Here is a 24,588-nt window from a genome sequence, read left to right as displayed (position 1 = left end):
ATGGCCGCCGCGCAGGAAGGGGTGCAGGCGGCCACCTGGACCGCCATGGTGAGCCGCGCCTACGACCATGCCCGCCCCGCCGCCCGGTTCGGCGACCTCGCCTGGACCGGACGTGAACTTCTCGACCGTGCGGCCGGCGCGGCCGACTGGCTGGACACCCTCGGCCTGGAGCCCGGCGAACCGGTGCCGGCACTGGTCGCCACCTCCGCCGACGCCCTCGCGCTGGTGATCGGCGGCGCCGGATCCGGCCACCCGCTCGCACCGCTGGGCGTGCGGATGACGGCGTACGAGATCGCCGCCGTGGTCAAGCAGACGCGGGCCCAAGTCCTGCTGGCGCAGCCGGAGTTCGCCGACCTCGGCAGGCAGGTCGCCGAACTGTCCGGCCGGCGGATCGCCATCGTGCCCGAAGTGCCCACCAGCGCGAGGACGTTGACCGCCGATCCCGACGACCTCGCTGCCGTCCTGCACACCTCCGGGACGACGGGCCTGCCCAAACCGGTCCCCATGAGCCAGCGGCGGCTGGCCGCCCGAACCCGCGTGAACGGGCGGCTGTGCGGGCTCGACCCCGACAGCTTCTACGGCGGCAGCGCGCCCTTCCACCACATCGCGGGCCTGGGCAACATCGCCGTCGCCCTCGCCGCGGGCGCGCTGATCACCGGACTGCCCCGCTTCACCGTCGAGGGCTGGGCCCTGCTGCGGGACCTCGGCATCACGCACACCAGCATGGTCCCCGCGATGCTGGAGACCCTGCTGGCGGCCGGACAGGCCCGCCACGAGACGCTGCGGACCCTCCAGTACGGCGGCGCGCCCGTCCGCCCCGGCACCCTGCGCCGGACGTACGAGGCGATGCCCGGCGTCCGCATGCTCAACATGTTCGGCCAGACCGAGGGCTCGCCCATCAGCGTGCTCACCCCCGAGGACCACCGGGAGGCGGTCGCGGGACGCACCGAGCTACTGCGGTCAGTGGGGCGGCCCGCCCCCGGCGTCGAGGTCAGGGTCCACAACCCCGGCCCGGACGACATCGGAGAGATCCACGCCCGCGCCGACCACCTCTTCCGGATCGACACCGAAGGCTGGCTGCACAGCGGCGATCTGGGCCGCGTGGCCGAGGACGGGTACCTCTACCTGCTCGGCCGACGCACCGACATGATCATCCGTGGTGGCGAGAACATCCACCCGCTGGAGGTGGAGACGGTCCTGTCCGCGCATCCCGGCGTGGCGGACGTCGCGGTCACCGGCGTTCCCGACGAGCGGCTCGGCCAGACCGTCGTCGCCTTCGTCGTACCGGCCGATCCCGACGCCCCGCCGCAGCCGGCGGCGCTCAGAAGCCACACCCGCGCCCGGCTGTCCGGGTTCAAGGTCCCCGTCCGCTGGTGGTTCGTGGACGACCTGCCGCGCAACGCGAACGGCAAGGTCGTACGCCGCCGCCTGCGCGAGCCGTGCCAGGGAGGAACACATGACGCTTGACCACGCTGTCGTCAGCCCGGAGACCGCGGGTGTCGACCCGCACCGGCTGGACGTGCTCCTGCGCCGGATCCGTCTGGAGGTCGAGCAGGGACCGCTGCCCTCCGCGCAGGTCGCGGTGGCCCGAGGCGGAAGGCTGGTGGCCTTCGAGACGTGGGGAGACGCCGAACCGGACACCCGGTACGTCCTGCAGTCCGTCGGACGGTCGATCGTCGCCGGCGTCGTGTGGAAGCTGATCGGCGAAGGGCTCCTGGACGTGGGCGAGCACGTCGCCGCGATCATCCCGGAGTTCGCGCCCAATGGGAAGGAGACGGTGACGGTCGAGCAGGTGCTCACTCACACCGCCGGCTTCCCCTTCGCACCGCTCGGGTACCCGAAGATGCTCGACCGCGACCAGCGCCTCGCCGCCTTCGGCCGCTGGCGGCTGGACTGTCCGCCGGGCAGCCGCTTCCAGTTCCATCTCACCTCGGCGGCCTGGCTGATCGCCGAGATCGTCGAACGGCGTACCGGCCTGGCCTTCGCCGACTACCTTCGCGAGCGGATCGCCGGACCGCTCGGCCTGACCTCGATGGAACTCGGCGTACCGGTCGACCGGCAGCCCGGCACCGTCGCCCCGATGACCGCCACCGACCGCACGAGCGACGACCAGGAGGCAGATCCCTGGGGCCCCTGGTATCTGTCCGACCCGCGGGTACTCGCGGCCGGGGAGCCCAGCCACGCGCTCGTCGCCACGGCCGCCGATGTGGCCCTGTACTTCCAGGCGCTGGAACACTCCGGCCTGTGGAAGCCGGAGGCCGTGGCGGAGGGCAACCGGATCCGGCTGACGGACCACCCGTACGGTGAGCAGATCTACGGGGGCGGCTCCGACCGCCGTACCAGCATGGGTCTGTTCGTCACGGTGGCCGGACCCGACGCGGGCAGCAACCTGCCGTCCACCGGTTCGCCCGCCCTCTTCGGCAGCGCCGGAGCCGCCTACCAACTCGGCTTCATGGACCCGGAGACCGGCCTGTCCTTCGCCTGCCTGAGCAACGGCTACCCCCTCGCCGGCTACGACCACTCCCGGCGCGGCACGGCACTGGTCACCAACATCGCGAACCTCGCGGCGGATCTCACTGTCTAGTCGGACCTGAGCCCGGTACCGCGTTCCGGTACCGGGCTCGACATCTCTTTCCCCGCGACGCTCAGCGGCTGATGAGCTGCTGGGCGTTGTTGTACATGATGTCGTCCTGCGCGGACTCGTCGAGCCCCGCGAGGAGCTTGCGGAAGTCGGCCGGGTTGGCCAGGCCCTCCGCGTGCGGGAAGTCGGAGCCCATGACGATGGACTCGTGGTAGCCGAGGCGCTTGACGAGGCTCACGGTGTCGTCCTCGGGGTAGGGCACCACGCGGACGTGCTTGCGGAAGACCTGGCTGGGCCGCTCGGCCAACTGCCCGCCGATCCACGGGCCGTTGCGGCCCATGCCCCGGCTCTTGTCCATGTGTCGCACGAAGTGCGGCACCCACTCCGCGCCGAACTCGGACACCAGGACGTTGATGTCGGGGAAGCGGCCGAAGAGGTTGTCGAAGATCAGCGCGGACAGCGTCTCCTCGATGGGGCGCTGGCCGTAGGTGTTCTGCCACTGCCAGGCCGACATCCGGAAGTGGATGGGGTGGGGGTCGTAGCCCCAGGAGGGCGCCACCTGCGAGTTGTAGTAGAACTCGCTGATGTGGTAGCAGACGCTCGCCTTGGCCTCGTTGACCAGCTTCCAGAACGGGTCGAAGTACGGGTCGCCGGGCGAGCGGCCGTACACCGGTCCGGTGGGCAGCAGGATGAAGCGGGCGCCCTGGTTCAGGACGAACTCCAGCTCTTTGACGGCGCTGGGCAGGTCGCGCAGCGACAGCAGCGCGGGGGCGTAGATGCGGCCCTGGTGGTTGAAGCCCCAGACCTCGTTCATGTACCGGTTGAAGGAGTGGTAGTTGGCGTAGAGCGGCTCCACGCCCTTCACGTACTCCTCGGCGACCAGTGCCCAGCCGCCCGGGTAGATGATCGTCTGATCCAGTCCCTGCTCGTCCATGACCCGCAGCCGCGCCTCGCGGTTCTGGTACGACTCGTGCATCGGCTCGAACTGGTACGTCTCCTCGGGATTGCCCGAGGCCATCGCCTTGAGCATCTCCTTCAGCGAACCGGGACGGTAGACCTGCCCGAACTCCGGTTCCAGGCACACGACGATCCGGTCCCCGGCGAGGATCACCTCTCGCCCGTCCGGCAGGGTCACCGGCGCGACCGCCGCACCGAGGAACTCCTTGGGAAGGTAGCGGGTGAAAGAGTCCCGCTCCTCATACATGTGCTGGTCGCAGTCGAAGATGCGCTTGCGCTGTTCGGCCATGGCGTCGCCTCCGGGCCCCAGGAACTATTCAGTACGCCTTCTATAATTATCTAACTGATTAGAGAGCGCAAGGGGGTGGGGATACGGGGTCCGCCGTGCGGTGAGGCCGGTCAGTCGAGGAGTTCGAGCACCGTCTTGGGTCCCGCGGCGTTCACGACGTCGTCCGCGCTGGAGATGTGCCGCTGCCACAGCTTCTCGGCCTCGTCCGCCTTGCCGGACTCGATCAGGCCGACCATCCGCACATGTGCCCGGTGTCCCTTGAGGGCCTGCGTCTTCTGCGCCTCGGCATCGGCCGCGCCCGCGGTGTACGAGGCGTTGGCCCGGTCGATGATGTTGCGCAGCATGCCGCACAGCAGGATCAGGGTCTGGTTGCCGGTGAGTTCGACCAGCAGGGCGTGGAAGGCGTCCTGCGCGTCGACCAGGGCGAGCGGGTCGTCCATGACGGCCTTCTCGGCCGCCACCGCGTCGCGCAGGCGCTGGATGTCGTCCGCCGTGTGCTTGGTGGCGAGCTGGCGGGCGCAGGGCGGCTCGATGAGGGCGGCGGCACGGTAGATGTCGCCCAGGGTGGCGCCGCGGTACTCGAGGATCAGGCCGGCGAAGCGGGCGGCGACATCCGAGTCCGGCGCGCTCACCCGGGCGCCGCCGTGGGCGCCGCGGCGCACCGTGATCAGGGACTCCGACTCCAGCACGCGGAACGCCTCGCGCAGCGTGGGCCGCGAGATGCCGAACTGTTCCATCAGCCCGGACTCCGGGGGCAGCGCGTCGTCGGGCTTCAGTTCACCCCGTACGATCTGGCGACGCAGGTGCGCGGCGACCAGCTCGGCGGTCTTCGGCACCCGCACCTGGCGTCCGACGCGGGTGCGAGCGGGGACGGGCACGGTCGCCGTTTCTGCGGTGCGGGCTGCCTCGGCCACGGTGGGCTCCTCGTATAGCTAAATGAATCGTCTTAGTGCATCGAGGGTACCAGGTCAAGGCATGGGTGATCTTCTCTTTGCGCGACCTGACCTGGTGCCCGGGGCGGCTGGTGGTATATAGATGATTCATCTATCTATTAGCCCGAGCCCAGCAAACGGACCCCGTGGGAGTGACCTCGATGACCGAGAACCCGACCCCGGTGATCCTCACCGAGCTCACCGACGACGGGGTCATGCTGCTCACCCTGAACCGGCCCGAGCGGCACAACGCCTGGACGCTGGACATGGAGCTGCTCTACAACGAGCTGTTCGACCAGGCGGAGCAGGACCCGCGGGTGCGGGCCGTGGTGCTCACCGGTGCGGGGCGCAGCTTCTGCCCGGGCATGGACATGAGTGTGCTCGACGCCGCCTCGTCGGGCGCCCGCCCGTGGCCGACGGACCAGCTGCCCCCGCGCACCCGCCCGATGTCCTTCCCGAAGCCCGTGGTGGCGGCCGTCAACGGCGCCTGCGCGGGCATCGGGTTCAACCAGGCGCTGATGTGCGACGTCCGGTTCGCCGTGCCGCACGCGAAGTTCGCCGCCGCCTTCAGCGCGCGCGGGCTGGTGGCCGAGGACGGCGTGTCCTGGATCCTGCCCCGGCTGATCGGCTACGGCAACGCCGGCGATCTGCTGCTGTCCTCGCGCCGCATCACCGGGACGGAGGCCCTGGCCATGGGTCTGGTCAACCGCCTGGTCGAACCGCAGGACCTGCTCCCGGCGGCGCTCGCCTACGCGACCGATCTGGCCCGCTCGGCCAGCCCGTACGCGATGTCCCTCATCAAGCGGCAGCTCGCCGACGACCAGGCGAGGACCTTCACCGAGAGCCGCGACCACGCGGCCGCCCTCCTGGCCACGGCGAAACGCGCCCCGGACTACCGCGAGGGCGTGCGCAGCTTCATCGAGCGCAGACAACCGGAGTTCGCGGGGCTGGGGGAGACCCCGGCCCCGGCCCCAGTCCCGGCCCCGGCCCCGGCCCCAGCCCCGGCCCCGGCCCCAGCCCCGGCGCTCCCGCGGGAGGCCTCCTCATGACGCGCTCCGAACTTCCGCTGCACCGCCGTACGATCACCGTCACCGCGTACGCGGAGGACGGCGACGAGATCTCGGTCGAGGCGGAACTGAGCGACGTGCGCCCCTGGGCCGAGCCGTCGGCCGGCGTCGTCCACCGGATGGCGCTCGCAGTCCGCGTACGCCTCGCCGACATGGTCATCGTCCGAGCCGACGCGGACATGCGGACCTTCCCGCACGCCGAGTGTCCGTTGATCACTCCGGTGTTCGACGGCCTGGTCGGGCTCAGTGTCGCCGCCGGATACAACCGGGCGATCCAGGAGCGGTTCCGCGGAGTGTCGGGCTGCTCGCACCTGCATGAGCTGACCCGCGCTCTGGGCCCCGCGGTCGTACAGGCGGCCATCTCGGCGAACGCGGGCCTGCGGTACGCCGGTGAACAGTCCCACGACCCGCGCTCCACGGCGGGCGTCCTGAACAGCTGCCACATCTGGGCGCCGAACGGCGTGGGCCTGCGCAAGCTCGACGCGGGCTGGGTCCCGGGCACCGGGCCGCGCCCGGTGCCGGAGCTCAGAACCTTCAAAAACGCTGGTGAAGTCTAGATCCGTGGCTCACGCGGCAGCCCCAGCACCTTCTCCGCGAGGATGTTCCGCTGCACCTGGGACGTGCCTGCGTAGATCGTGCCTGAGCGGGCGATGAGGTACGTCGTCGACCAGGACGCCGACGAGTTCGCCGCGCCGGGGTCGTCGGTCCGGTAGGTGCGCAGGGGCGGACGGCCGACCGGAACCTGGCCGTGCAGGCCCATGATGTCCATCGCCAGGTCGGTGACCTCGGTGTGGTACTCGCTCCAGTACAGCTTGGCGATCGACGTCTCGGGGCCCGGGTCCGCGCCCTTGAGCCAGCCCGTGAGTATGCGGTAGCCGAGATAGCGCATGATCTCGACCTTGGACCAGCACCAGGCGATCCGCTGCCGGATGACGGGGTCCTGGTCCTTGCCGTGCAGACGCGCCAGCTCGACGAGACGTTCGACCTCCGCCTTGAAGAGGATGGGGTTGGTCGCCGCTTCCTCCCCGCGCTCCACGCCCAGCAGGCTCTGGGCGACCGTCCAGCCGTTGTCGACGCCGCCGACGACGAGATCGGCGCGGGTGCGGGCGCCGTTGAAGAAGACCTCGTTGAAGTGCAGCTGTCCGCTCATCATGCGGAAGGGCCGCACCTCGACGCCGGGCTGGTCGAGCGGGACGAGCAGGAACGAGATGCCTCGGTGCTTGGAGGCGTCCGGGTTCGTGCGGGCCAGGACGAAGATCCAGTCGCTGTGGTGGGCGCCGGAGGTCCATACCTTCTGGCCGTCGATCACCCATTCCTCGCCGTCACGCACCGCGCGCGTCCGCAAAGAGGCGAGGTCCGAGCCCGCGTCAGGCTCCGAGTACCCCTGGCACCAGGTGTCCTCCCCGCTCAGGATGCGGGGCAGGAAATGGCTCTTCTGCTCCTCCGTACCCCAGCGCAACAGCGTGTTCGCCAGCATCTTCACCCCGAAGGTGTCCTGCGGCAGCCCGAACGGAACACCCGCCAGGGCCAGCTCCTCCATCAGGACGACCTGGTGGAGCTTGGACAGGCCCAGGCCGCCGTACTGCTCGGGCCAGGTGAGGGAGAGGTACCGGCGCTCGGCGAGCCGGCGGCGCCAGTCGCGGGCGAAGGCCCACGCACTCTCCTCGTCGAGGGCGCCGATGCCCGTCCAGCCCGTCGGCAGCGTCTCGGCGAGGAACGCCCCGACCTCCGTGCGGAACGCTTCGGTCTCGGGGGGATAGCTGATGTCCACCTGCGTACTCTCCTCGTCCGGCCCCGCTCGCACAGCCGATGACTGTATTGATTGTTTCAGCATAATAGGTTATCTATTTAAGAGGAATAGCGTCGAGTCAGGGGCGGGCTGACATGGGACTGCTGAACGGCCGCAACGCGGTCATCACCGGCGCCGCACAGGGCATCGGATACGAGATCGCCGGCGTCCTCGGCGCCGAGGGCGCGTCCGTCGTCCTCGGTGACATCAACGAGGACGCCGCGGCGGAAGCCGCCGAACGCCTCGCCAAGAACGGCGTGGCGGCCACCTCGCTGCGTTGTGACGTCACCGACGAGGACGAGGTCGCCGCCCTCGTCGCCCACTGCGCCGACACCTTCGGACCGGTCGGCGTCATGGTCAACAACGCCGGGATCACCCGGGACGCGACCCTGCGCAAGATGGCCCTGGCCGACTTCCGCGCCGTCGTCGACGTGCACCTGACAGGCGCCTGGAACGGCACCCGGTACGCCGCCGAGGCGATGCGCGCGCACGGTCAGGGCGGCAGCATCGTCAACATCTCCTCCATCGCCGGCAAGGTCGGCAACTTCGGGCAGACCAACTACAGCGCGGCCAAGGCCGGACTCGTCGGCCTCACCAAGGCCTCCGCCAAGGAACTCGCCCGGGCCGGGATCCGCGTCAACGCCGTGCAACCCGGCCTGATCCGCACCGCCATGACCGAGGCGATGCCCAAGGCCGCCTGGGACGCGAAGCTCGCGGAGATCCCCATGGGACGTGCCGGAGAGCCCGCCGAGGTCGCCCAGGTCGTCCTGTTCCTCGCCTCCGACCTGGCGAGTTACGTCACCGGAGCCGTCGTCGAGGTGACCGGCGGCCGGTACATGTGAGCGCCTGCACGTGCCTCGCCCGCAAGTGAGCGCCGCCCCCACGCCCGTACCCTCACGAAAGGCCCACCCGATGCCCGCCCTCCTGCGTGACGCGGTGATCTGCGAACCCCTGCGTACCCCCGTCGGCGCCTACGGCGGCGTCTTCCGCGACGTGACGGCGGCCGAACTCGCCGCCACGGTCGTCCGCGCCGTACTGGAACGCACCGGCATACCGCCCGCAGCCGTGGACGACGTCCTGCTGGGCCAGTGCTACCCCAACGGAGAGGCGCCGGCCATCGGCCGGGTGGCCGCCCTGGACGCCGGTCTGCCGGTGGAGGTCCCGGGACTGCAGATCGACCGCCGCTGCGGCTCCGGACTGCAGGCGATCATCACCGCGGCGATGCAGGTGCAGACCGGCGCGAGCGACCTCGTGCTGGCCGGCGGTGTCGAGTCCATGAGCCAGGCCGAGTTCTACACCACCGACGTCCGCTGGGGCGTACGCGGTGCGGGCACCACCCTGCACGACCGGCTGGCCCGCGGCCGGGTCACCTCCGGGGGCGTCAACCACCCGGTCCCGGGCGGCATGCTGGAGACCGCCGAGAACCTGCGACGCGAGTACGCCATCCCCCGCGAGGAGCAGGACCAACTCGCCCTGCGCTCGCACGAGAAGGCCGTCGCGGCCCAGCGGGAGGGCCGGTTCACCGACGAGATCGTGCCGGTCACCGTACGCACCCTCCCCCACTCTCGGCTTCGCTCGAGCGGGGGGACCCCCATGGGCGAGACGGTCATCGACACCGACGAACACCCACGCCCCGGCTCCTCGTTGGAGAAGCTCGCGTCGCTGCGTCCCGTGCTCGGCCGCCAGGACCCCGAGGCGACCGTCACGGCCGGCAACGCCAGCGGACAGAACGACGGCGCCGCACTGTGCGTCGTGACCCACCCCGAGCGCGCCGCCGAACTCGGTCTGCGCCCGCTCGGCCGCCTGGTCTCCTGGGCCGTCGTCGGCGTACCCCCCGAGACGATGGGCATCGGGCCGGTCCCCGCCACCGCCCGGGCCCTGGAGCGAGCCGGTCTGAAGCTCGCCGACATCGACCTGATCGAACTCAACGAGGCCTTCGCCGCACAGGTACTGGCCTGCACCCGCGCATGGGGCCTGACCGAGACCGACTTCGAGCGGTTGAACGTCAACGGCTCCGGCATCTCGCTGGGCCACCCCGTCGGCGCCACCGGCGGCCGCATCCTCGCCACCCTGCTGCGCGAACTGGACCGCCGCCAGGCCCGCTACGGCCTGGAGACCATGTGCCTCGGCGGGGGCCAGGGCCTGGCCGCGGTCTTCGAACGGCCGACCGACGCAACCCACGCTCATGGAGGACGCTGACATGGCCGGACTGATCGCATACGGCGCCTACGTGCCGTACCACCGCCTCGCGCGGACGGACGTCGCAGCCGCCCTGGGCGGCAGGGGAGGCAAGGGAACCCGCGCGGTCGCGGGCTACGACGAGGACACCACGTCCATGGCCGTCGAGGCGGCCCGCGGCGCGCTGGCCCGCGACGGCCTGCGCGCCCGCGTCAGCCAGCTCTTCCTCGCCACCGCCGCACCCGCCTACCTCGACAAGACGAACGCCACCGCCGTGCACGCCGCGCTCGGCCTCGACCAGCACGTGCTCGCCGCCGACATGGCCGGCTCCGTGCGCTCCGGCCTCGGCGCCCTGGTCACGGCCGCCCGGTCCCCGGTACCGACCTTGACGGTCCTGTCCGACCTGCGCACCGGCCTGCCCGGCGGCAGCGACGAGGTCGCGGGTGGCGACGGCGCCGCGGCGTTCGTCTTCGGCGGACACCGCAACGGTGCCCCGGTCATCGCCGAGTTGCTCGCCCACGACACGGTCAGCGACGAGATCCTCGACCGCTGGCGGCTGCCGGGCGCGCCCGCGTCCCGGGTCTGGGAGGAGCGCTTCGCCGAGGAGATCTACGTGTCCCTCGCGGACAAGGCGCTCAGCGCCGCCCTCGACCAGGCGGGCCTCGACCTCGGGGCGATCGACCACCTCGTCGTCTCCGGCCTGCACGCGCGCGCCTGCGCGGCGGTCCGGCGCACGACGGGCGTACGACCCGAGGCGGTGACGCCGGACCTCACCGGGGCGATCGGCAACGCCGGCACCGCCCAGCCCGGCCTGCTCCTCGCCGACGTCCTGGACCGGGCCCGGCCTGGCGAGGTCATCGCCCTGCTAGTGCTCGGCGACGGCGCCGGAGTCCTGCTGCTGCGCACCACCGACGCACTCCCCGCACACCGCGCGGCCCGCCCAGTCGCCGCGCAGATCGCCGCGGGCAGCGCCCCGATGCCGTACGCCACCTACTTGTCCTGGCGCGGTTTCCTCGACCGCGAACCACCCCGGCGCCCGGACCCCGAGCCGCCCTACGCCCCGCCCGCACACCGCCGCACGGGCTGGAAGTACGGTTTCGTCGCCTCCCGGTGCGAGAAGTGCGCCACCCGGCATCTGCCACCGGACCGGGTGTGCGTGTCGTGCCGGAGCGTCGACGCCATGACCGACGAGCCGATGGCGCACGTGCGCGGCACGGTCGCCACGTTCACCGTCGACCGCCTGGCGGCCACGCCGAGTCCGCCGATGCTGGTCGTGGTCGTCGACTACGACGGCGGCGGCCGGTTCCGCTGCCAGCTCACCGACGCCACTGAGGCCGACGCCGTCATCGGGGCCCGGGTGGAGATGACCTTCCGGCGCACCGTCACGGCGTCCGGAGTGCACAACTACTTCTGGAAGGCCCGGCCGGTGCGCTCGGGCGAGACCGACGAGACCGAGGGGACACACTGATGGGCTCGCACGGAATACGCGACCGGGTCGCGATCGTCGGCATGGGCTGCACGCCCTTCGGCGAGCACTGGACCCGCTCGGCGGACGACCTGCTGATCGACGCCGTGGGCGAGGCGGTCGCCTCGGCCGGGATCACCCTCGACGACATCGACGCGTACTGGTTCGGCACCCAGGCCTCCGGCGTGTCCGGCCTGACCCTGAGCCGGGCGCTCCACCTGCCCAACAAACCGGTCACCCGCGTCGAGAACATGTGCGCGACCGGCTCCGAGGCCCTGCGCAACGCCTGCTACGCCGTCGCCTCCGGCGCCTACGACGTCGCGATGGCCGTCGGCGTGGAGAAGCTCAAGGACTCCGGTATGTCCGGGCTGTCCGGCACCGTCATCCCGGGCGCGGGCGACGACAGCCGCGGGGAGATCACCGCCCCCGCCAACTTCTCCCTCCTCGCCCCCGCCTACGCCGCCAAGTACGGCCTGGCGGACGAGGAGATGAAGGACGTCATCACCCGCATCGCCTGGAAGAACCACGTCAACGGGGCCCGCAACCCGCGCGCCCAGTTCCGCAAGGAGGTGCCGCTGGAGCGCATCCGGTCGGCCCCGATCGTCGCGGGCATGCTCGGCGTGTTCGACTGCTCGGGCGTCTCGGACGGCTCGGCGGCGGCGATCGTCGTCCGCGCCGAGGACGCCTACCGGTACACCGACAAGCCGATCTTCGTGAAGGCGCTGTCCTTCGTCGCCGGCCCGGCGGACGGACTCCTCGACCCGGAGTACGACTTCACCACCTTCCCCGAGGTCGTCGCCTCCGCGCAGGAGGCCTACCGCCAGGCGGGCATCACCGACCCGCGCACCGAGCTCGCCCTCGCCGAGGTCCACGACTGCTTCACGCCCACGGAGTTGGTGCTGATGGAGGATCTGGGCTTCTCCGAGCGCGGTCAGGGCTGGAAGGACGTGAGCAGCGGGGCGTTCGACCTGGACGGCTCACTGCCGGTCAACCCGGACGGCGGCCTGAAGGCCTTCGGCCACCCCATCGGCGCCTCGGGCCTGCGGATGATGTTCGAGGCGTGGCTGCAACTGCGGGGCGAGGCACCGGCCGAGCGGACGGTGAAGTCCGTGGCCGAAGGACGCTCGCTCGCCCTGACCCACAACCTCGGCGGCGGACCCGGCGAGTGCGTCTCGTTCGTGTCGGTCGTAGGCAGCCAACTCACCGCATAGAAAAGGTGGTTCGACCATGGGGCGACTCGAAGACAAGATCACCGTCGTCACCGGGGCCGCGTCCGGCATCGGCGCCGCCACCGCGCGTCGCGTGGCGGCCGAGGGCGCCCACACGGTCGTGGCCGACCTGAACCTCGAGGGCGCCAAGGCGGTCACGGAGGAGATCCGTGCCGCCGGAGGCTCGGCGACAGCGGTTCCGGTCGACCTCGGCGACATCGAGAGCGTACGGGCCATGGTGGCCGCGGCGGTCGAGACGTACGGCGGTCTCGACGTCCTGCACAACAACGCGGCGGCGACCCACCTGGCCGCCCGCCAGGACCTCGCCGTCGTCGACGCCGATCCGGCGGTCTGGGACGACACGATGCGCATCAACCTGCGCGGGACCATGGTCGCCATCCAGGCCGCCGTCCCGCACATGATCGCGCGCGGCGGCGGCTCGATCATCAACACCTCGTCCGGGTCCGGGCTTTCGGGCGACCTGCGCAACCCGGCGTACGGCGCCTCGAAGGCCGCCCTCATCAACCTCACCCAGTACGTGGCCACCCAGTACGGCAAGCAGGGCGTGCGCTGCAACGCCATCGCGCCGGGGTTCATCGTCACGCCGGCCAGCTCCGGTTCCGCGCACGGGGCGATCCGGGAGGCGATGCTGCGCCATCACCTCACGCCCCGTCTGGGGCGCCCGGAGGACGTCGCGTCGGCGGTCGTGTTCCTCGCCTGCGACGAGTCGGCCTTCATCACCGGGCACACCCTGCGCGTGGACGGCGGGCTGCTGTCCCACCAGCCGTATGTGGCAGATCTGCGCTCTGGATGAGGAGTTGGCTGATTTCCTTCCCTCGCCGAACAGGGCGGCGTTTTTACCGGGTGGCAATTGTGAAGCAATGAACCCTTCCTACGGTCCGGGCACCAGGTGTGATGGTTCCGCTTCCGATCCCCCGTGAGGCCGCCGTGACCGATGTCCCCGTCTCCACCAGCCCGCTCGTCGATCCACAAGCCACCCCCGTACCCCAGCACGGCCGTCTTGATTCCGCCGCGCTCGGCCTGCCGTCCGTGCTGTTCTGCATCGTGACCGGGGCGGCACCGATGACCGCCATGTTGTTCAACGTCCCCGTGGCCGTCATGGGCGGGGGCTACGCGGCGCCCGCCGCGTTCCTGCTGGCCACCGTGGCCCTGACGGTCTTCTCCGTCGGCTACATCGCGATGAGCCGCCGGGTGACGTCCACCGGCGGTTTCTACACGTTCATCAGCCGTGGTCTCGGCCGGATCACGGGTGTGGGCTCCGGTGTGCTCATCGCTCTGTGCTACATCATCTTCTCCGCCGCCGTCATCGGCGTGATGGGCTACTTCGCCGCGACCAGCGTGGAGGAGTGGACCGGAGTGTCCGTCCCGGTGGCGGTCTACATGTTCGGCGGGCTCGCGGTGATGAGCCTGCTCGCCTGGTTCCACATCGAGCTGACCGCCAAGGTCCTCGGCGTGCTGCTCGTGTCGGAGGTACTGGTCCTGCTGGTGCTCGGGATCGGCGTCATGATCGACGGCGGAGCCCACGGCCTCTCGGCGGCCCCGCTCAACCCGGGCGAGCTGTTCGGCAACGACGACGCGACCAAGGTCTTCGGCTCGGCGGCCGCAGGTGTGGCGCTCTTCGCCGCCTTCTGGTCCTGGGTCGGCTTCGAGATGGCTCCCAACTACGCCGAGGAGTCGCGCGATCCGCACAAGATCGCGGCGCGCGCGACCTACGGCTCCGTGATCGGCCTCGGCGTGTTCTACATGTTCGTGTCCTACGTGTACGTCACCGGATGGGGCCTGCCGGAGTCGGTGCAGGCGGTGAAGGACCAGTTCGCGGGCAAGTTCGCCTCGGCCTTCTACCCGCTGTCCGACCGGTACGTCGGCTCCCCGCTCACCACGGCCATGGAAGTGCTCGCGATCACCAGCTCCTTCGCCTGCGCCATGGCCTTCTACAACACCGGTGCGCGCTATCTGTTCTCGCTCGGCCGGGAAGGCGTCCTGCCGTCCGTCCTGGCCCGCACCTCGCGCCGGCACAGCCCGATCGTCGCGGCGATGACCGTGAGCGCCACGGTGGGCCTGTACGTGCTGGCATTCGTGATCTACGACTCCAGCGCCGAAGGAGCACTGCTGAAGCTCGGGACCTGGTCGCCGCTGCTCGGCGTGCTGGGCATCCTGGGTGTGCAGGCCCTGGCCTCGGCGGCGATCATCCGCTACTTCCTCACCACCGCGCGCGACGGCTTCCACTGGTTCGCCACGCTCGTCGCCCCCGTCCTCGGCGGCGCGGCGATGATCGGCGCCTGCTATCTGCTGATCGACAACCGGACCGTGCTGGCGGGCGCCGAGGACGTCCCGTTCATCACCTATCTGCCGTGGATCGTGCTCGCCATGTTCCTGGCCGGTGTCGTCATCTCCGTCGTACTGCGCTCACTCAGCCCCGAGAAGTACGCGGCACTCGGACACTTCGAGCTCGCCGACCCCGACGTGGAAGACGCCGCGGGTGAGCCGGCGGTGGCCGTCTCATGACCACGACCACCGCCGCCGGTGACCCTGCCGAGACCATCGGCCCCGCACGTCCCGCGCATCCCCTCGAACCGCTGTCGGCCCCGGAGATCGCGGCGGCCGCCGAACTCCTCCGCGAGGCCAGAGGACTCGCCGCGTCCGCCCGCTTCGTCTTCGTGACGCTGCACGAGCCCCCCAAGCCGGACGTCCTCGCGTGGCAGCCCGGCGAACCCTCGCTGCCGCGCGAGGCGTTCGTCCTGCTCTACGAGCGCGCGGAGCGGCGCACCTACGAGGCGGTGGTGTCACTCACCGCCGGTGGGGTCGTGTCCTGGCGGCACATCGAGGGTGTGCAACCCCCGATCATGGACGAGGAGTTCAACGCCTGCGAGGACATCGTGCGCGACGATCCGCGGTGGCAGGAGGCGATGCGCCGCCGCGGTGTCGAGGACTTCTCCCTGACGATGGTCGACCCCTGGGCGGCGAGCTGGACCGGGTCGCAGGACGCCCCGACGGCCCGGCGCATCGCCCGCCCGCTCACCTGGGTCCGCTCCGCGCCCGGCGAGCACGGCTACGCCCGCCCCGTCGAGGGCCTGGTGGTGGTCGTGGACCTGGACGAGCGCAAGGTCGTCGAGGTCGAGGACCATGGCGTCGTACCGTTCCCGCCCCGGCCCGGCAACTACGAACCGGAGTTCCAGTTCGACCCGGACAACGTCCCCGCCTTCCCGGCGTACCGCGACGATGTGCGGCCCATCGAGATCACCCAGCCCGAGGGCGCCAGCTTCAGCGTCGACGGACACGAGGTGAGCTGGCAGAAGTGGCGGCTGCGGATCGGCTTCACCCCGCGCGAGGGCCTGGTACTGCACCAGGTCGGCTACGACGACCGGGGCACGCTGCGCCCCGTGCTCTACCGCGCCTCCCTGTCGGAGATGTACGTCCCCTACGGCGACCCGGCGCCGACCCACCGCTTCAAGAACGTCTTCGACCAGGGCGAGTACGGCGTCGGATGGCTCGCCAACTCCCTCACCCTCGGCTGCGACTGCGTCGGGCACATCCAGTACTTCGACGGGGTGGTGAACGACCAGGACGGTGCCCCGGTCACCATCCCCAACGCCGTGTGCATGCACGAGGAGGACGCCGGAATCGCCTGGAAGCACACCGACTTCCGCACCGGCGCCGTACAGGTGCGGCGCCGGCGGCGCCTGGTCATCTCCATGATCGCCACGGTCGGCAACTACGAGTACGGCTACTTCTGGTACCTCTACAACGACGGCACCATCGAGTACGAGGTCAAGCTCACCGGCGTCATCTCCACCGGCGCGCTGCCCCTCGGCGAGAAGCCACGGCACGGCACGCTCGTAGCGCCAGGTCTCTATGGGCCGCACCACCAGCACTTCTTCTGCGTACGCCTCGACATGAGCGTTGACGGCCCGGAGAACACCGTGGTCGAGATCGACTCGGTGGCCAGCCCGGCGGGGCCGGGCAATCCGCACAACAACGCCTGGGAGACCCGGCGGAACGTCCTGGCGCAGGAGTCGGCGGCCCAGCGGCAGATCGATCCGACGAAGGCGCGGTACTGGAAGATCGAGAACCCGGGGAAGCTCTCCGGGCTCGGCGAGCCGGTGGCGTACACGCTGATGCCGGGAGGCAACACCGTACCGATGTACCCGCCGGAGGCGCTGTTCGCTCCCCGAGCCGGCTTCACCGCGAGCCATCTGTGGGTCACCGCCTACGATCCCGCCGAGCGCTTCGCCGCCGGTGACTATCCGAACCAGAACCCCGGCGGGGAGGGGCTGCCCGCCTACGCGGCAGCCGACCGTCCGCTGGAGGACACCGACGTGGTGGTCTGGTACACCTTCGGCGCCCACCATGTCGTCCGCCCGGAGGACTGGCCGGTCATGCCGGTCAGCACCATCGGCTTCATGCTCAAGCCGAGCGGCTTCTTCGACGGCAATCCGGCTCTCGACCTGCCGCCGAGCCAGAGCACGCACTGCCGCACCGACGACGCCGCGGCCTGTTGCTGAGCGCGCCCCACGTGCTTCAGGCGCTCACGGCGTCCTCTTCCGCCGCTTCGTCCGGGGTCAAGTCGCCCAGGTAGGCCGCCCGGACCGCCGGATCGCGCCGCACCTCCTCGGGGGTGCCGGCGCAGATCCGGCGTCCGAAGTCCAGGACGACGACCTGGTCGCAGACGCTCATGACCATGTCGACGTCGTGCTCGACGAGCAGCACCCCCATGCCCCAGTCCTCGGCGAGCCGCCGCACCAGATGGGCCAGTTCCCGGGTCTCGTCGTCCGACAGGCCCGCGGCCGGTTCGTCGAGGAGCAGCACGGACGGTGAGGCCGCCACCGCGCGGGCGATGGCCAGCAGCCGCCGTTCCCCGTACGACAGGTCGCCCACCGGCCGGTCCAGACTGTCCTGGAGACCGAACTCCCGTACCGCGACGAGCACATGGGCGGGGAGTGGGCGGCTGCCGGGGCGGATCAGGTCCGTGAGGTGGGCCCAGCGCCCGGGCCGGTCGCAGGCCGCATAGAGGTTGTCGAGGACGGTCATGTCCTCGAACAGCTCCAGTGACTGGAAGGACCGGCTGAGCCCGGCGGCGGCCCGCTGATGGACCGGCAGGCGGGTCACGTCCCGGTCGCCGAGACGCACGCTGCCCGACGCGGCCCGGGTGAAGCCGGTGACCGCGTCGATGGCGGAGGTCTTGCCGGCGCCGTTGGGACCGATGAGGCCGACGACCCGGCCCGGCTCGACGTCCAGCGAGAGCCCGTCGACGGCGACGACACCGCCGTAACGGACCGTCAGGTCCCGTACCTGGAGGGGGAGTGGGGCGGCACGGGTCACGGTCGGGGCGGCTGACGGCTCGTCCTTCGGGACGGTCGCCGGCCGCTTCGGGGGCAGCTTGCGCCGGCTCCCCGCCGCCCGTGTGCCGAGCCCTTTGCCGATGCCGTCCTGGTTGCCCACCAGCGTCAGCACCAGGATGATTCCGCCGATCAGCGGCATCCACTCGCTGAGCCCGGGCAGCACGAGGTCCCCGAACCGGGCACCCACCGTGCCCGCGGCGAAGGTCGCGCCGAACAGCGGGCCGACGAGGAAACCGACCCCGCCGATGACCGCGAGGCCGAGCGCGGTGATGGAGCCGAAGCTGGCGAAGTCGGACAGGACGACCGAGGTCGAGCGGAAGCCGGTGAGCACTCCGGCGAGCGCGGCGATGGCCGCGGACAGGCCGAAGGCGTAGAGCTTGGCGGCGCGGACGTCGATGCCGAGGGCGGCGGCGGCCCGCTCGTTCGCCCGTACGGCGATGAGCCGGCGGCCGGTCCGGCTGCGCCGCACGTTGGCGACCACGAGCGCGGCGGCGACGAACAACACGAGCACCACGGCGGCGTACCGCTGCGGATGGTCGACGCCGGAGATGCTGATCCCGAAGAGTGTCTGCTTGCCCACGGCGATGCCGTCGCTGCCGGGGGTCGTCGACAGGTCGGTGTTCTGGAAGACCATCGCCTCCAGCGTGGTACCGAGGCCGAGCGTGATGATCGCGAGATTGACGCCGCGGGTACGGACCGCCGGGAGCGCGAAGAGCAAGCCGATCGGCACTGTACCCAACACCCCTGCCAGCAGGGCGAGTTCGAACGGCCACCCCCAGTCGGCCGCCGCGTGTCCGGCGAGGAAGGCGCCGGTCCCGGCCAGGGCGTAGGCCGCGAGCGAGACCTGTCCCGCGTACCCGGTGACCACGACGATCGACAGGATGATCAGTGACAGCACCAGGGTGGTGGTGATCGCGTCGGCCCACAGCGGCGTCGCCAGGCTCACCAGCGACAGCCCGGCCACGACCGCGAGTGCCAACGGCAGGGGGCGGACCTTCCCGGTGCCCAGACCGGGCAGCCGGTCCAGGAAGGTGCCACGCAGCGGCAGCGCCCGGCCGCGTGCGACCAGCACCAGGGCGATGAACAGGAAGGGGACCGAGGCGGCGAGCCCGGTGACGTCGGAGCCGAAGCGGGTCAGTTCGGACTGCACGACGCCGATGACCAAGCCACCCGCCAGCGTGACGGGGAACGAGGAGAACCTGCCGACCAGGGCGGCGGCCAGGGCGCTCAGCAGGAGGGTGGTCAGCCCGGTCACCGACAGACCGATGACCGGCACGATCAGGATGCCCGTCAGCCCGGCGAGCGCCGATCCCAGCGCCCAGTTGCCGGTGGCGATCAGGTCCGGGGACCAGCCGAGCGAGGCGGCCGCGCCCTCGTTCTCCGCGACCGCGCTGGTGCCCAGGCCGAACAGGGTGCGCTTGTAGAGGAGATGGAGGAGCACGGTCACGACGACCGCGATGCCGATCAGCCACATGCGGTCCTCGGAGACCGTTGCGCCTGCGATCGTCAGCAGCTTGGTGGGCAGCTTGCCCGGCACCAGCTCCAGGCTGTCGCCGTAGCGCTTGACGGCGATCGCGGTGAGCACGATGAAGACCGCCAGGGTGCCGACCAGGCGGGCCAGCGAGGACGCTCTGCGCAGCGGGCGGAGCACCAACAGGTGGGTGAGCACGCCCAGCACCGCGGAGGTGAGCACGCCGCAGGTGGTGGCGGGCCAGTACGGCACGTCGTGCTGGGTGGCGAGCTCCCACTGGACATAGGCCCCGGCCATTCCGATCGCGCCGTGCGCGAAGTTCAGGACGCCGGAGCCCCGGTAGACCAGCACGATGCCGTGCGCGGTGAGCGCGTAGAGGGCACCGAGCCCGAGGCCGAGCAGCGCGAAACGCAGGACGTCGTCCATCGAGGAACCTCCCGAGGGCAGGAGCGAGACAGCACATTCATTTAAATAATTATGCCGAGAGTACTTCACTAACCACAAAACGCACCCCATGCTGTTCGGCATCTCGACGACGAGCACAGCGGAGGAACCATGAACCACTCACGCCGACGCAGAACCGCCGCAGCGAGCGCCCTCGCGGTGACCGGAGTCCTGCTCGCCGCCGGCTGCGGGGGAGAGGCGTCCGGCAGTTCGAATGAGGAGACCTCCGCCCTGAAGGGCACACCGGTCAAGGTGATGGTCTGGGCGCCGGAGGACACCCAGGGCAGCGCCCAGCCCGGAGTCCGGCTCACCGCGCAGGCGTACGAGAAGTGGATCAACGCCAACGGCGGGATCAAGGGCGCTCCGCTGAAGGTCCTCACCTGCAACGAGAAGGGCAACCCCGACGAGGCCGAGAAGTGCGCCCAGCAGGCGGTCGCCGAGAAGGTGGTCGCGGTGGTGGGCTCCTACAGCCTCGCCGGTGATCGCTACATGCCCATCCTGCAGAAGGCCGGCATCCCGTACATCGGCGGCACCGGAGTCTCGGCGGCCGAGTTCTCCAACCCGCTGTCGTTCCCGGTCAACGGCGGCACCCCGGTGGTGTTCGCGGCCCACGGCCGGCAGCTGGTGCAGAGCGGCTGCAAGAAGATCTCCGGCGTGCGCTACGACGTGGCCGCCGCCGCCGTCGTCTCGCAGTTCCTCACCGTCGGCGCGGTCTCCGCCGGGGCGCCGGCGCCCAAGGACATCAAGGTGCCGCTCACCGCCACCGACCTCGCCCCGCAGGTCGCCGCCGCGACCAAGGGAAGCGACTGCGTGAGCGTCATCATGGGCACCGCCTCCGGCCTGTTCGTGAAGTCGTACGTCCAGTCCGGCGCCAAGACCGAGCTCGGCAGCGTCGTCGGCAACCTCACCCCGCAACTCGCCGAGAGCACCGGCGGAGCCGGCGGCCCTCTGGAGGGCGCCGCGATCACCGGCTACTTCCCGCCGACCTCCGACGCCGCCTGGAACGACTTCCTCGCAGCCACCAAGGGCGACAAGGACATCGACACCAGCAACGGTGCCAACGAGACGACCTGGGTGGCCTTCAAGGTCTTCACCGAGGCCGCCAAGAAGCTCCCGACGATCACGGCGAAGGCCCTGGTGCAGGAGCTCGACACCGCCCCGGGCATCAGCACCGGCGGACTGACCCCGCCGCTGAGCTGGAAGGCGTCCACGGCCCTGCCCATCAAGGGCATGGACCGCATCCACAACACCACCGCCACCGAACTGACCATCCGCGACGGAAAGATCGAATGGGCCAAGCCCGGATCGACCTTCGTCGACGTCCGCAAGGTGCTGACGGCCGCGATGTCCGGCTGAGGAGCAAACCCGTGGACAACACCGACGCACCCCTGATCGAAGCACGCTCGCTGTCCGCCGGATACGGCAGCCAGCCGGTCGTACGCGAACTCGACCTGGAGGTCCGGCCCGGCGAGGTCGTCGCCCTGCTCGGCCCCAACGGGGCGGGCAAGACCACCACGCTCCGGGCGCTCTCCGGCAGCCTCGCCCTCATGGGCGGCGAGGTGCGCTGGCTGGACGAACCCGGCCGCGCACCGCTGCACCGCCGCGCCCGCCAAGGCCTGGCGTACGTCGGTGAGCGGGCGGTCTTCACCCGGCTCGACACCGCGGACAACCTGCGGGTCGGCCGGGTGAGGTCCCAGCAGGCGCTGGAACTCTTCCCCGAACTCGAAAAACGCCTCAGAACCGGCGCGGGCATGCTGTCGGGCGGAGAGCAGCAGATGCTCTCGCTGGCCCGCGCCCTGTGCCGCGCGCCCAAACTGCTCCTCGCGGACGAACTCTCCCTCGGCCTCGCCCCGTTGGTGGTCGACCGCCTCCTGCGCGCGGTACGCGAAGCGGCCGACCGGGGCCTCGGCGCGCTGCTCGTCGAACAGCACGTGCGCAAGGTGCTGGACATCGCGGACCGCGTGTACGTCCTGCACCGCGGCCGCGTCACCATGACCGGCACCCCGAAGGAACTGCGCGGAGACCTGGACGCGATCGAGTCGTCGTACCTCGCGGAAACCACAGCGGACAAGACAACGTACGCAACTGAATGAGGTGAACGCTGTGCCAGGCGCACGCGAGCAGATCCGATCCCTCGTCCTCTCCGGCGACACCTTCGACCAAGCCGCCGAAGACCTACGCGAGGTGCAGCTCGAAGCCGCACGGGAGGCCTTCGCGGCTCTTCGCGAGCGCATCCCGCTGCTGCGGACCCGGGCGCAGGAGACCGGCGTGCACGAGATCACCGGTCTCGATGACCTCGTGCCGCTGCTGTTCTCCCACACCAGCTACAAGTCGTACCCCGTCTCTCTCATCACCGCCGGCCGGTGGGACCGGCTCCTGCGCTGGTACACGACCGTGTCTGCGGTCGAACCGAGTGACGTCGACATGGACGGCGTACGCGACATCGACGAGTGGACCGAACGCATCACCGCCGCCGGCCACCGCCCCTACATCACCAGCGGCACCTCCGGGAAGGTGTCCTTCCTCAACTGCGACGCGAGCGACCTGAGTTTCCTGCACGACATCCTGGAGAACCTCACCTGCTGGCCCGATCCGCTCCCGCCGAAGCCCACCCGCCGCGGCTACCTGCTCGCCCCGGCGAGCGGCCCGATGCGCTCCGTCGACGGCTTCCGGTGGCACGCGGAGGTCTTCGCGCGGCCCGGCGAGACCCATCTGCTCACCGAGGACCCGATGCGGGTGTCCGAGCTGATGAGCAGCGCCCTGCTGCGCCGTCGGATGGCGGAGGGCACCGCGACCCCGCAGGAGATCAGCTCCTTCGAGAACGCCTCCACGGCCCGCGAGGAGGAGCTGGGTGCGGCCGTCGAGCGGATCGTCGAGGACATCGCCGCGCACCGCGACGAGCCCTTGCTGATCGCCGGGATGAACAACCAGCAGTTCGCATTGATCCAGGCGCTGCGCGCCCGCGGTGTCCCCGACGGGAGCCTCCATCCGGACACGCTGGTGCTCAGCGGCGGCGGCAACAAGGGCCGTGCGCTGCCCGACGACTACCAGGCGCAGTTCGCCGCCTTCTACGACGGCGTACGGCGGGTTCGCAGCTACGGCATGACGGAGCTCCAGGGCTCCTGCCTCGCCTGCGAGAAGGGCAATTACCACGTGCCGCCGTGGGTGATCCCCCTGGTGCTCGACGAGGCCGGCGAGAAGCTGCTCGACCCCGGGCGCGGCGTCGTCGAGGGGCGGTTCGCGTTCCTGGACGTCTCCCTGGAAGGCCGCTGGGGCGGCCTGATCAGCGGCGACCGGGTCTTCGTGGACTTCTCCCCGTGCGACTGCGGCAGGGCGGGACCGGTCGTCCTGCCCGACATCCAGCGCTACGGAGACCTCGGCGGCGACGACAAGATCACCTGCGCCGCGACACTCGACTCTTATGTGCGGGGGATGATCCACGGATGAGCGGCACGACGCTCGACGGCACCCCGGCCGGCTCGGTGGCCGTCGTCCACGTGGTCCGCGGCGAGGTCGACGACAGCCCAGCACTCGACCTCGGCCGGTTCACCGCACCGGCCCTCGAACTGGACCGCCTCGTGTGGCCGCGCACCGAACCCGGCCCCGCCTTCCACGTGCCTGTGGCGGAGATCGTCGACGTGCTGGTGGAGACCGGAGAGGCCCTCAAGGCGGACCGCGAGGGCCTGCTCGCCGAGGCTCTGGACCGGATGGTCCGGGTCAGCCCGCTCCCCGCCGAGGTGCTCGAACGCGCCTACGCCGTGCTGTGGCGCAGCTTCCAACGCCCAGGCCTGTACGCCCAGATCGACAACGAACTCGGCGGTGCGGACGTGCTCGACGGCTGGCGCGAGGTGCACCTGCCCGACGACCGGCTCGCGGCCATCCGCGCGTTCCCGCCGCGCCTGGTGCACATCATCGCCGGGAACGCACCCGGCGTCGCGGCGATGTCCGTCGTGCGCGGCGCGCTCACCAAGGGCGTCAACCTCCTGAAGCTGCCCTCGAACGACCTGTTCACCGCGACCGCGATCCTGCGCACCATGGCCGCGGTGGCCCCCGGCCACCCCGTGGTGCGCTCGTTCTCCGCGGTGTACTGGCGCGGCGGCGACGAGGCGGTGGAAAGCGTGCTGTTCCGCCCGCAGTTCTTCGACAAACTGGTCGCCTGGGGCGGCGAGGCCACGATCCGCGGGGCGCTGAAGTACGTCGGTCCGGGATTCGAGCTCGTCTCCTTCGACCCCAAGACGTCCATCTCCATGATCGGCCGCGAGGCCTTCGCGTCCGAGGAGACCCTGGCCAGGGCGGCCGACGCGGGCGCCGCCGACGCCACGTTCTTCAACCAGCAGGCGTGCGTGGCCAGCCGCTTCCAGTTCGTCGAGGGGACCTGGGACGACGCCGACCGCTACGCCGCCCTGCTGTGCGAACGCCTGGGCGTGGCAAGGGAGTTCAGCTCGGCCGGCGGCCCGAGGGTCGCCGCGGAACTGCGCGAGGAGATCGATGTCCTGCGGTCCCTGGCGCCCGAGTACCGGGTGTGGGGCGGCTACGACGGCCGGGGCCTGGTCATCCGCTCTCCCGAACCGGTGGACTTCCACCCCGACGGAAAGATCGTCGACGTCGTCCCCGTCGGGGCACTGTCCGAGGCGGTCGCACACGCCGGGGTCGCCACCCAGACCGTCGGCGTGTACCCCGACACCCGCAAGGCGGAACTGCGTGACGCCCTCGCTTGCGCCGGTGTGCAGCGCGTGGTCTCCCTCGGCAGGGCGGGGGGCATGCCGCCGGGCCTCTCCCACGACGGCTTCTACCCGCTGCAACGACTCATGCGGTGGGTGAACGACGAGTGACGGCGCCTGCCGCGG

19 protein-coding genes are annotated in these 24,588 nt (G+C 70.8%); 15 read left to right on the top strand and 4 right to left on the bottom strand.

Annotated features, from left to right (window positions below; genetic code table 11):
• Positions 1-1,467 (top strand): class I adenylate-forming enzyme family protein, encoded by a 1,467-nt coding sequence (locus tag ACFYO2_RS25215; protein WP_388353160.1) that lies wholly within the window; start codon positions 1-3, stop codon positions 1,465-1,467.
• Complete coding sequence (locus ACFYO2_RS25210) at positions 1,457-2,584, top strand: serine hydrolase domain-containing protein (protein ID WP_388353157.1); 1,128 nt, start codon at positions 1,457-1,459, stop codon at positions 2,582-2,584. Before ACFYO2_RS25215 ends, ACFYO2_RS25210 begins: the two co-directional genes overlap by 11 nt.
• A 61-nt stretch (positions 2,585-2,645) precedes the next feature.
• Here ACFYO2_RS25210 and ACFYO2_RS25205 read toward each other — a convergent pair whose 3' ends face one another.
• Positions 2,646-3,827 (bottom strand): amidohydrolase family protein, encoded by a 1,182-nt coding sequence (locus tag ACFYO2_RS25205; protein WP_388353155.1) that lies wholly within the window; start codon positions 3,825-3,827, stop codon positions 2,646-2,648.
• A 110-nt stretch (positions 3,828-3,937) separates the two neighbouring features.
• Positions 3,938-4,741 carry a FadR/GntR family transcriptional regulator gene (locus tag ACFYO2_RS25200; RefSeq protein ID WP_388353152.1) on the bottom strand — a complete coding sequence of 268 codons (804 nt, stop codon included), beginning with the start codon at positions 4,739-4,741 and terminating at the stop codon, positions 3,938-3,940.
• A gap of 179 nt (positions 4,742-4,920) precedes the next feature.
• Here ACFYO2_RS25200 and ACFYO2_RS25195 point away from each other — a divergent pair, with 179 nt between their 5' ends.
• Both ACFYO2_RS25195 and ACFYO2_RS25190 read left to right on the top strand, forming a co-directional pair.
• A complete protein-coding gene (locus ACFYO2_RS25195) occupies positions 4,921-5,808 on the top strand; it encodes an enoyl-CoA hydratase-related protein (RefSeq protein ID WP_388353149.1) in 888 nt (295 codons plus the stop codon).
• Positions 5,805-6,383, top strand: a complete 579-nt coding sequence (locus ACFYO2_RS25190) for a DUF2889 domain-containing protein (RefSeq protein WP_388353146.1) — start codon at positions 5,805-5,807, stop codon at positions 6,381-6,383. Before ACFYO2_RS25195 ends, ACFYO2_RS25190 begins: the two co-directional genes overlap by 4 nt.
• Here ACFYO2_RS25190 and ACFYO2_RS25185 read toward each other — a convergent pair.
• Positions 6,380-7,597, bottom strand: coding sequence for an acyl-CoA dehydrogenase family protein (locus tag ACFYO2_RS25185; protein ID WP_388353143.1), 1,218 nt, complete (start codon positions 7,595-7,597; stop codon positions 6,380-6,382). The two genes, ACFYO2_RS25190 and ACFYO2_RS25185, sit on opposite strands and share 4 nt — an antisense overlap.
• A gap of 113 nt (positions 7,598-7,710) precedes the next feature.
• On the opposite strand from ACFYO2_RS25185, the gene fabG reads away from it, so the two are divergent.
• The 7 genes from fabG to ACFYO2_RS25150 all read left to right on the top strand — a co-directional run bounded on the left by fabG (position 7,711) and on the right by ACFYO2_RS25150 (position 16,989).
• Positions 7,711-8,457 (top strand): 3-oxoacyl-ACP reductase FabG, encoded by a 747-nt coding sequence (gene fabG / locus ACFYO2_RS25180; protein WP_388353140.1) that lies wholly within the window; start codon positions 7,711-7,713, stop codon positions 8,455-8,457.
• A gap of 70 nt (positions 8,458-8,527) precedes the next feature.
• Positions 8,528-9,814 carry an acetyl-CoA C-acetyltransferase gene (locus tag ACFYO2_RS25175; protein ID WP_388353137.1) on the top strand — a complete coding sequence of 429 codons (1,287 nt, stop codon included), beginning with the start codon at positions 8,528-8,530 and terminating at the stop codon, positions 9,812-9,814.
• A gap of 1 nt (position 9,815) precedes the next feature.
• The gene (locus ACFYO2_RS25170) at positions 9,816-11,261 is read left to right on the top strand and encodes an OB-fold domain-containing protein (RefSeq protein ID WP_388353135.1); all 1,446 of its coding nucleotides are present in this window, start codon (positions 9,816-9,818) and stop codon (positions 11,259-11,261) included.
• Positions 11,261-12,469, top strand: coding sequence for an acetyl-CoA acetyltransferase (locus ACFYO2_RS25165; RefSeq protein ID WP_388353133.1), 1,209 nt, complete (start codon positions 11,261-11,263; stop codon positions 12,467-12,469). Before ACFYO2_RS25170 ends, ACFYO2_RS25165 begins: the two co-directional genes overlap by 1 nt.
• Positions 12,470-12,485: 16 nt before the next feature.
• Positions 12,486-13,280, top strand: a complete 795-nt coding sequence (locus ACFYO2_RS25160; RefSeq protein ID WP_388353130.1) for an SDR family NAD(P)-dependent oxidoreductase — start codon at positions 12,486-12,488, stop codon at positions 13,278-13,280.
• A 134-nt stretch (positions 13,281-13,414) separates the two neighbouring features.
• Complete coding sequence (locus ACFYO2_RS25155) at positions 13,415-14,992, top strand: APC family permease (RefSeq protein WP_388353127.1); 1,578 nt, start codon at positions 13,415-13,417, stop codon at positions 14,990-14,992.
• Positions 14,989-16,989, top strand: coding sequence for a primary-amine oxidase (locus ACFYO2_RS25150; protein WP_388353124.1), 2,001 nt, complete (start codon positions 14,989-14,991; stop codon positions 16,987-16,989). The genes ACFYO2_RS25155 and ACFYO2_RS25150 overlap by 4 nt, the downstream gene beginning before the upstream one ends.
• Before the next feature lie 16 nt (positions 16,990-17,005).
• On the opposite strand, the gene ACFYO2_RS25145 is transcribed toward ACFYO2_RS25150, so the two are convergent.
• Positions 17,006-19,723 (bottom strand): ATP-binding cassette domain-containing protein, encoded by a 2,718-nt coding sequence (locus ACFYO2_RS25145; protein ID WP_388353121.1) that lies wholly within the window; start codon positions 19,721-19,723, stop codon positions 17,006-17,008.
• Positions 19,724-19,852: 129 nt separating this feature from the next.
• Here ACFYO2_RS25145 and ACFYO2_RS25140 point away from each other — a divergent pair, with 129 nt between their 5' ends.
• From ACFYO2_RS25140 to ACFYO2_RS25125, 4 genes are read left to right on the top strand one after another with little or no spacing between them, the layout of a single operon-like run.
• Entirely contained in the window at positions 19,853-21,097 is a 1,245-nt protein-coding gene (locus ACFYO2_RS25140) for an ABC transporter substrate-binding protein (protein ID WP_388353118.1), read from the top strand.
• 11 nt (positions 21,098-21,108) lie between these two features.
• Positions 21,109-21,834, top strand: a complete 726-nt coding sequence (locus ACFYO2_RS25135) for an ABC transporter ATP-binding protein (protein WP_388353116.1) — start codon at positions 21,109-21,111, stop codon at positions 21,832-21,834.
• Positions 21,835-21,844: 10 nt separating this feature from the next.
• On the top strand, positions 21,845-23,188 hold the full coding sequence (locus tag ACFYO2_RS25130) for a hypothetical protein (protein ID WP_388353112.1): 1,344 nt from the start codon (positions 21,845-21,847) through the stop codon (positions 23,186-23,188).
• Positions 23,185-24,573: an acyl-CoA reductase gene (locus ACFYO2_RS25125; protein WP_388353109.1), complete on the top strand. Its 1,389-nt coding sequence runs from the start codon at positions 23,185-23,187 to the stop codon at positions 24,571-24,573. The genes ACFYO2_RS25130 and ACFYO2_RS25125 overlap by 4 nt, the downstream gene beginning before the upstream one ends.
• Positions 24,574-24,588: the final 15 nt, after the last annotated feature.

The sequence above is a fragment of the Streptomyces sp. NPDC006602 genome (assembly GCF_042870385.1).
Classification (GTDB): Bacteria; Actinomycetota; Actinomycetes; order Streptomycetales; family Streptomycetaceae; genus Streptomyces.
This window is presented reverse-complemented; position numbering and strand designations above follow the sequence as displayed.

What these genes read in the sequence shown, in the direction of transcription:
- ACFYO2_RS25215 (WP_388353160.1), top strand. Translation starts at nt 1, where the DNA reads ATGGCCGCCGCGCAGGAAGGGGTGCAGGCGGCCACCTGGACCGCCATG.
- ACFYO2_RS25210 (WP_388353157.1), top strand. Translation starts at nt 1,457, where the DNA reads ATGACGCTTGACCACGCTGTCGTCAGCCCGGAGACCGCGGGTGTCGAC.
- ACFYO2_RS25205 (WP_388353155.1), bottom strand. Translation starts at nt 3,827, where the DNA reads ATGGCCGAACAGCGCAAGCGCATCTTCGACTGCGACCAGCACATGTAT.
- ACFYO2_RS25195 (WP_388353149.1), top strand. Translation starts at nt 4,921, where the DNA reads ATGACCGAGAACCCGACCCCGGTGATCCTCACCGAGCTCACCGACGAC.
- ACFYO2_RS25190 (WP_388353146.1), top strand. Translation starts at nt 5,805, where the DNA reads ATGACGCGCTCCGAACTTCCGCTGCACCGCCGTACGATCACCGTCACC.
- fabG (WP_388353140.1), top strand. Translation starts at nt 7,711, where the DNA reads ATGGGACTGCTGAACGGCCGCAACGCGGTCATCACCGGCGCCGCACAG.
- ACFYO2_RS25175 (WP_388353137.1), top strand. Translation starts at nt 8,528, where the DNA reads ATGCCCGCCCTCCTGCGTGACGCGGTGATCTGCGAACCCCTGCGTACC.
- ACFYO2_RS25170 (WP_388353135.1), top strand. Translation starts at nt 9,816, where the DNA reads ATGGCCGGACTGATCGCATACGGCGCCTACGTGCCGTACCACCGCCTC.
- ACFYO2_RS25165 (WP_388353133.1), top strand. Translation starts at nt 11,261, where the DNA reads ATGGGCTCGCACGGAATACGCGACCGGGTCGCGATCGTCGGCATGGGC.
- ACFYO2_RS25160 (WP_388353130.1), top strand. Translation starts at nt 12,486, where the DNA reads ATGGGGCGACTCGAAGACAAGATCACCGTCGTCACCGGGGCCGCGTCC.
- ACFYO2_RS25150 (WP_388353124.1), top strand. Translation starts at nt 14,989, where the DNA reads ATGACCACGACCACCGCCGCCGGTGACCCTGCCGAGACCATCGGCCCC.
- ACFYO2_RS25145 (WP_388353121.1), bottom strand. Translation starts at nt 19,723, where the DNA reads ATGGACGACGTCCTGCGTTTCGCGCTGCTCGGCCTCGGGCTCGGTGCC.
- ACFYO2_RS25140 (WP_388353118.1), top strand. Translation starts at nt 19,853, where the DNA reads ATGAACCACTCACGCCGACGCAGAACCGCCGCAGCGAGCGCCCTCGCG.
- ACFYO2_RS25125 (WP_388353109.1), top strand. Translation starts at nt 23,185, where the DNA reads ATGAGCGGCACGACGCTCGACGGCACCCCGGCCGGCTCGGTGGCCGTC.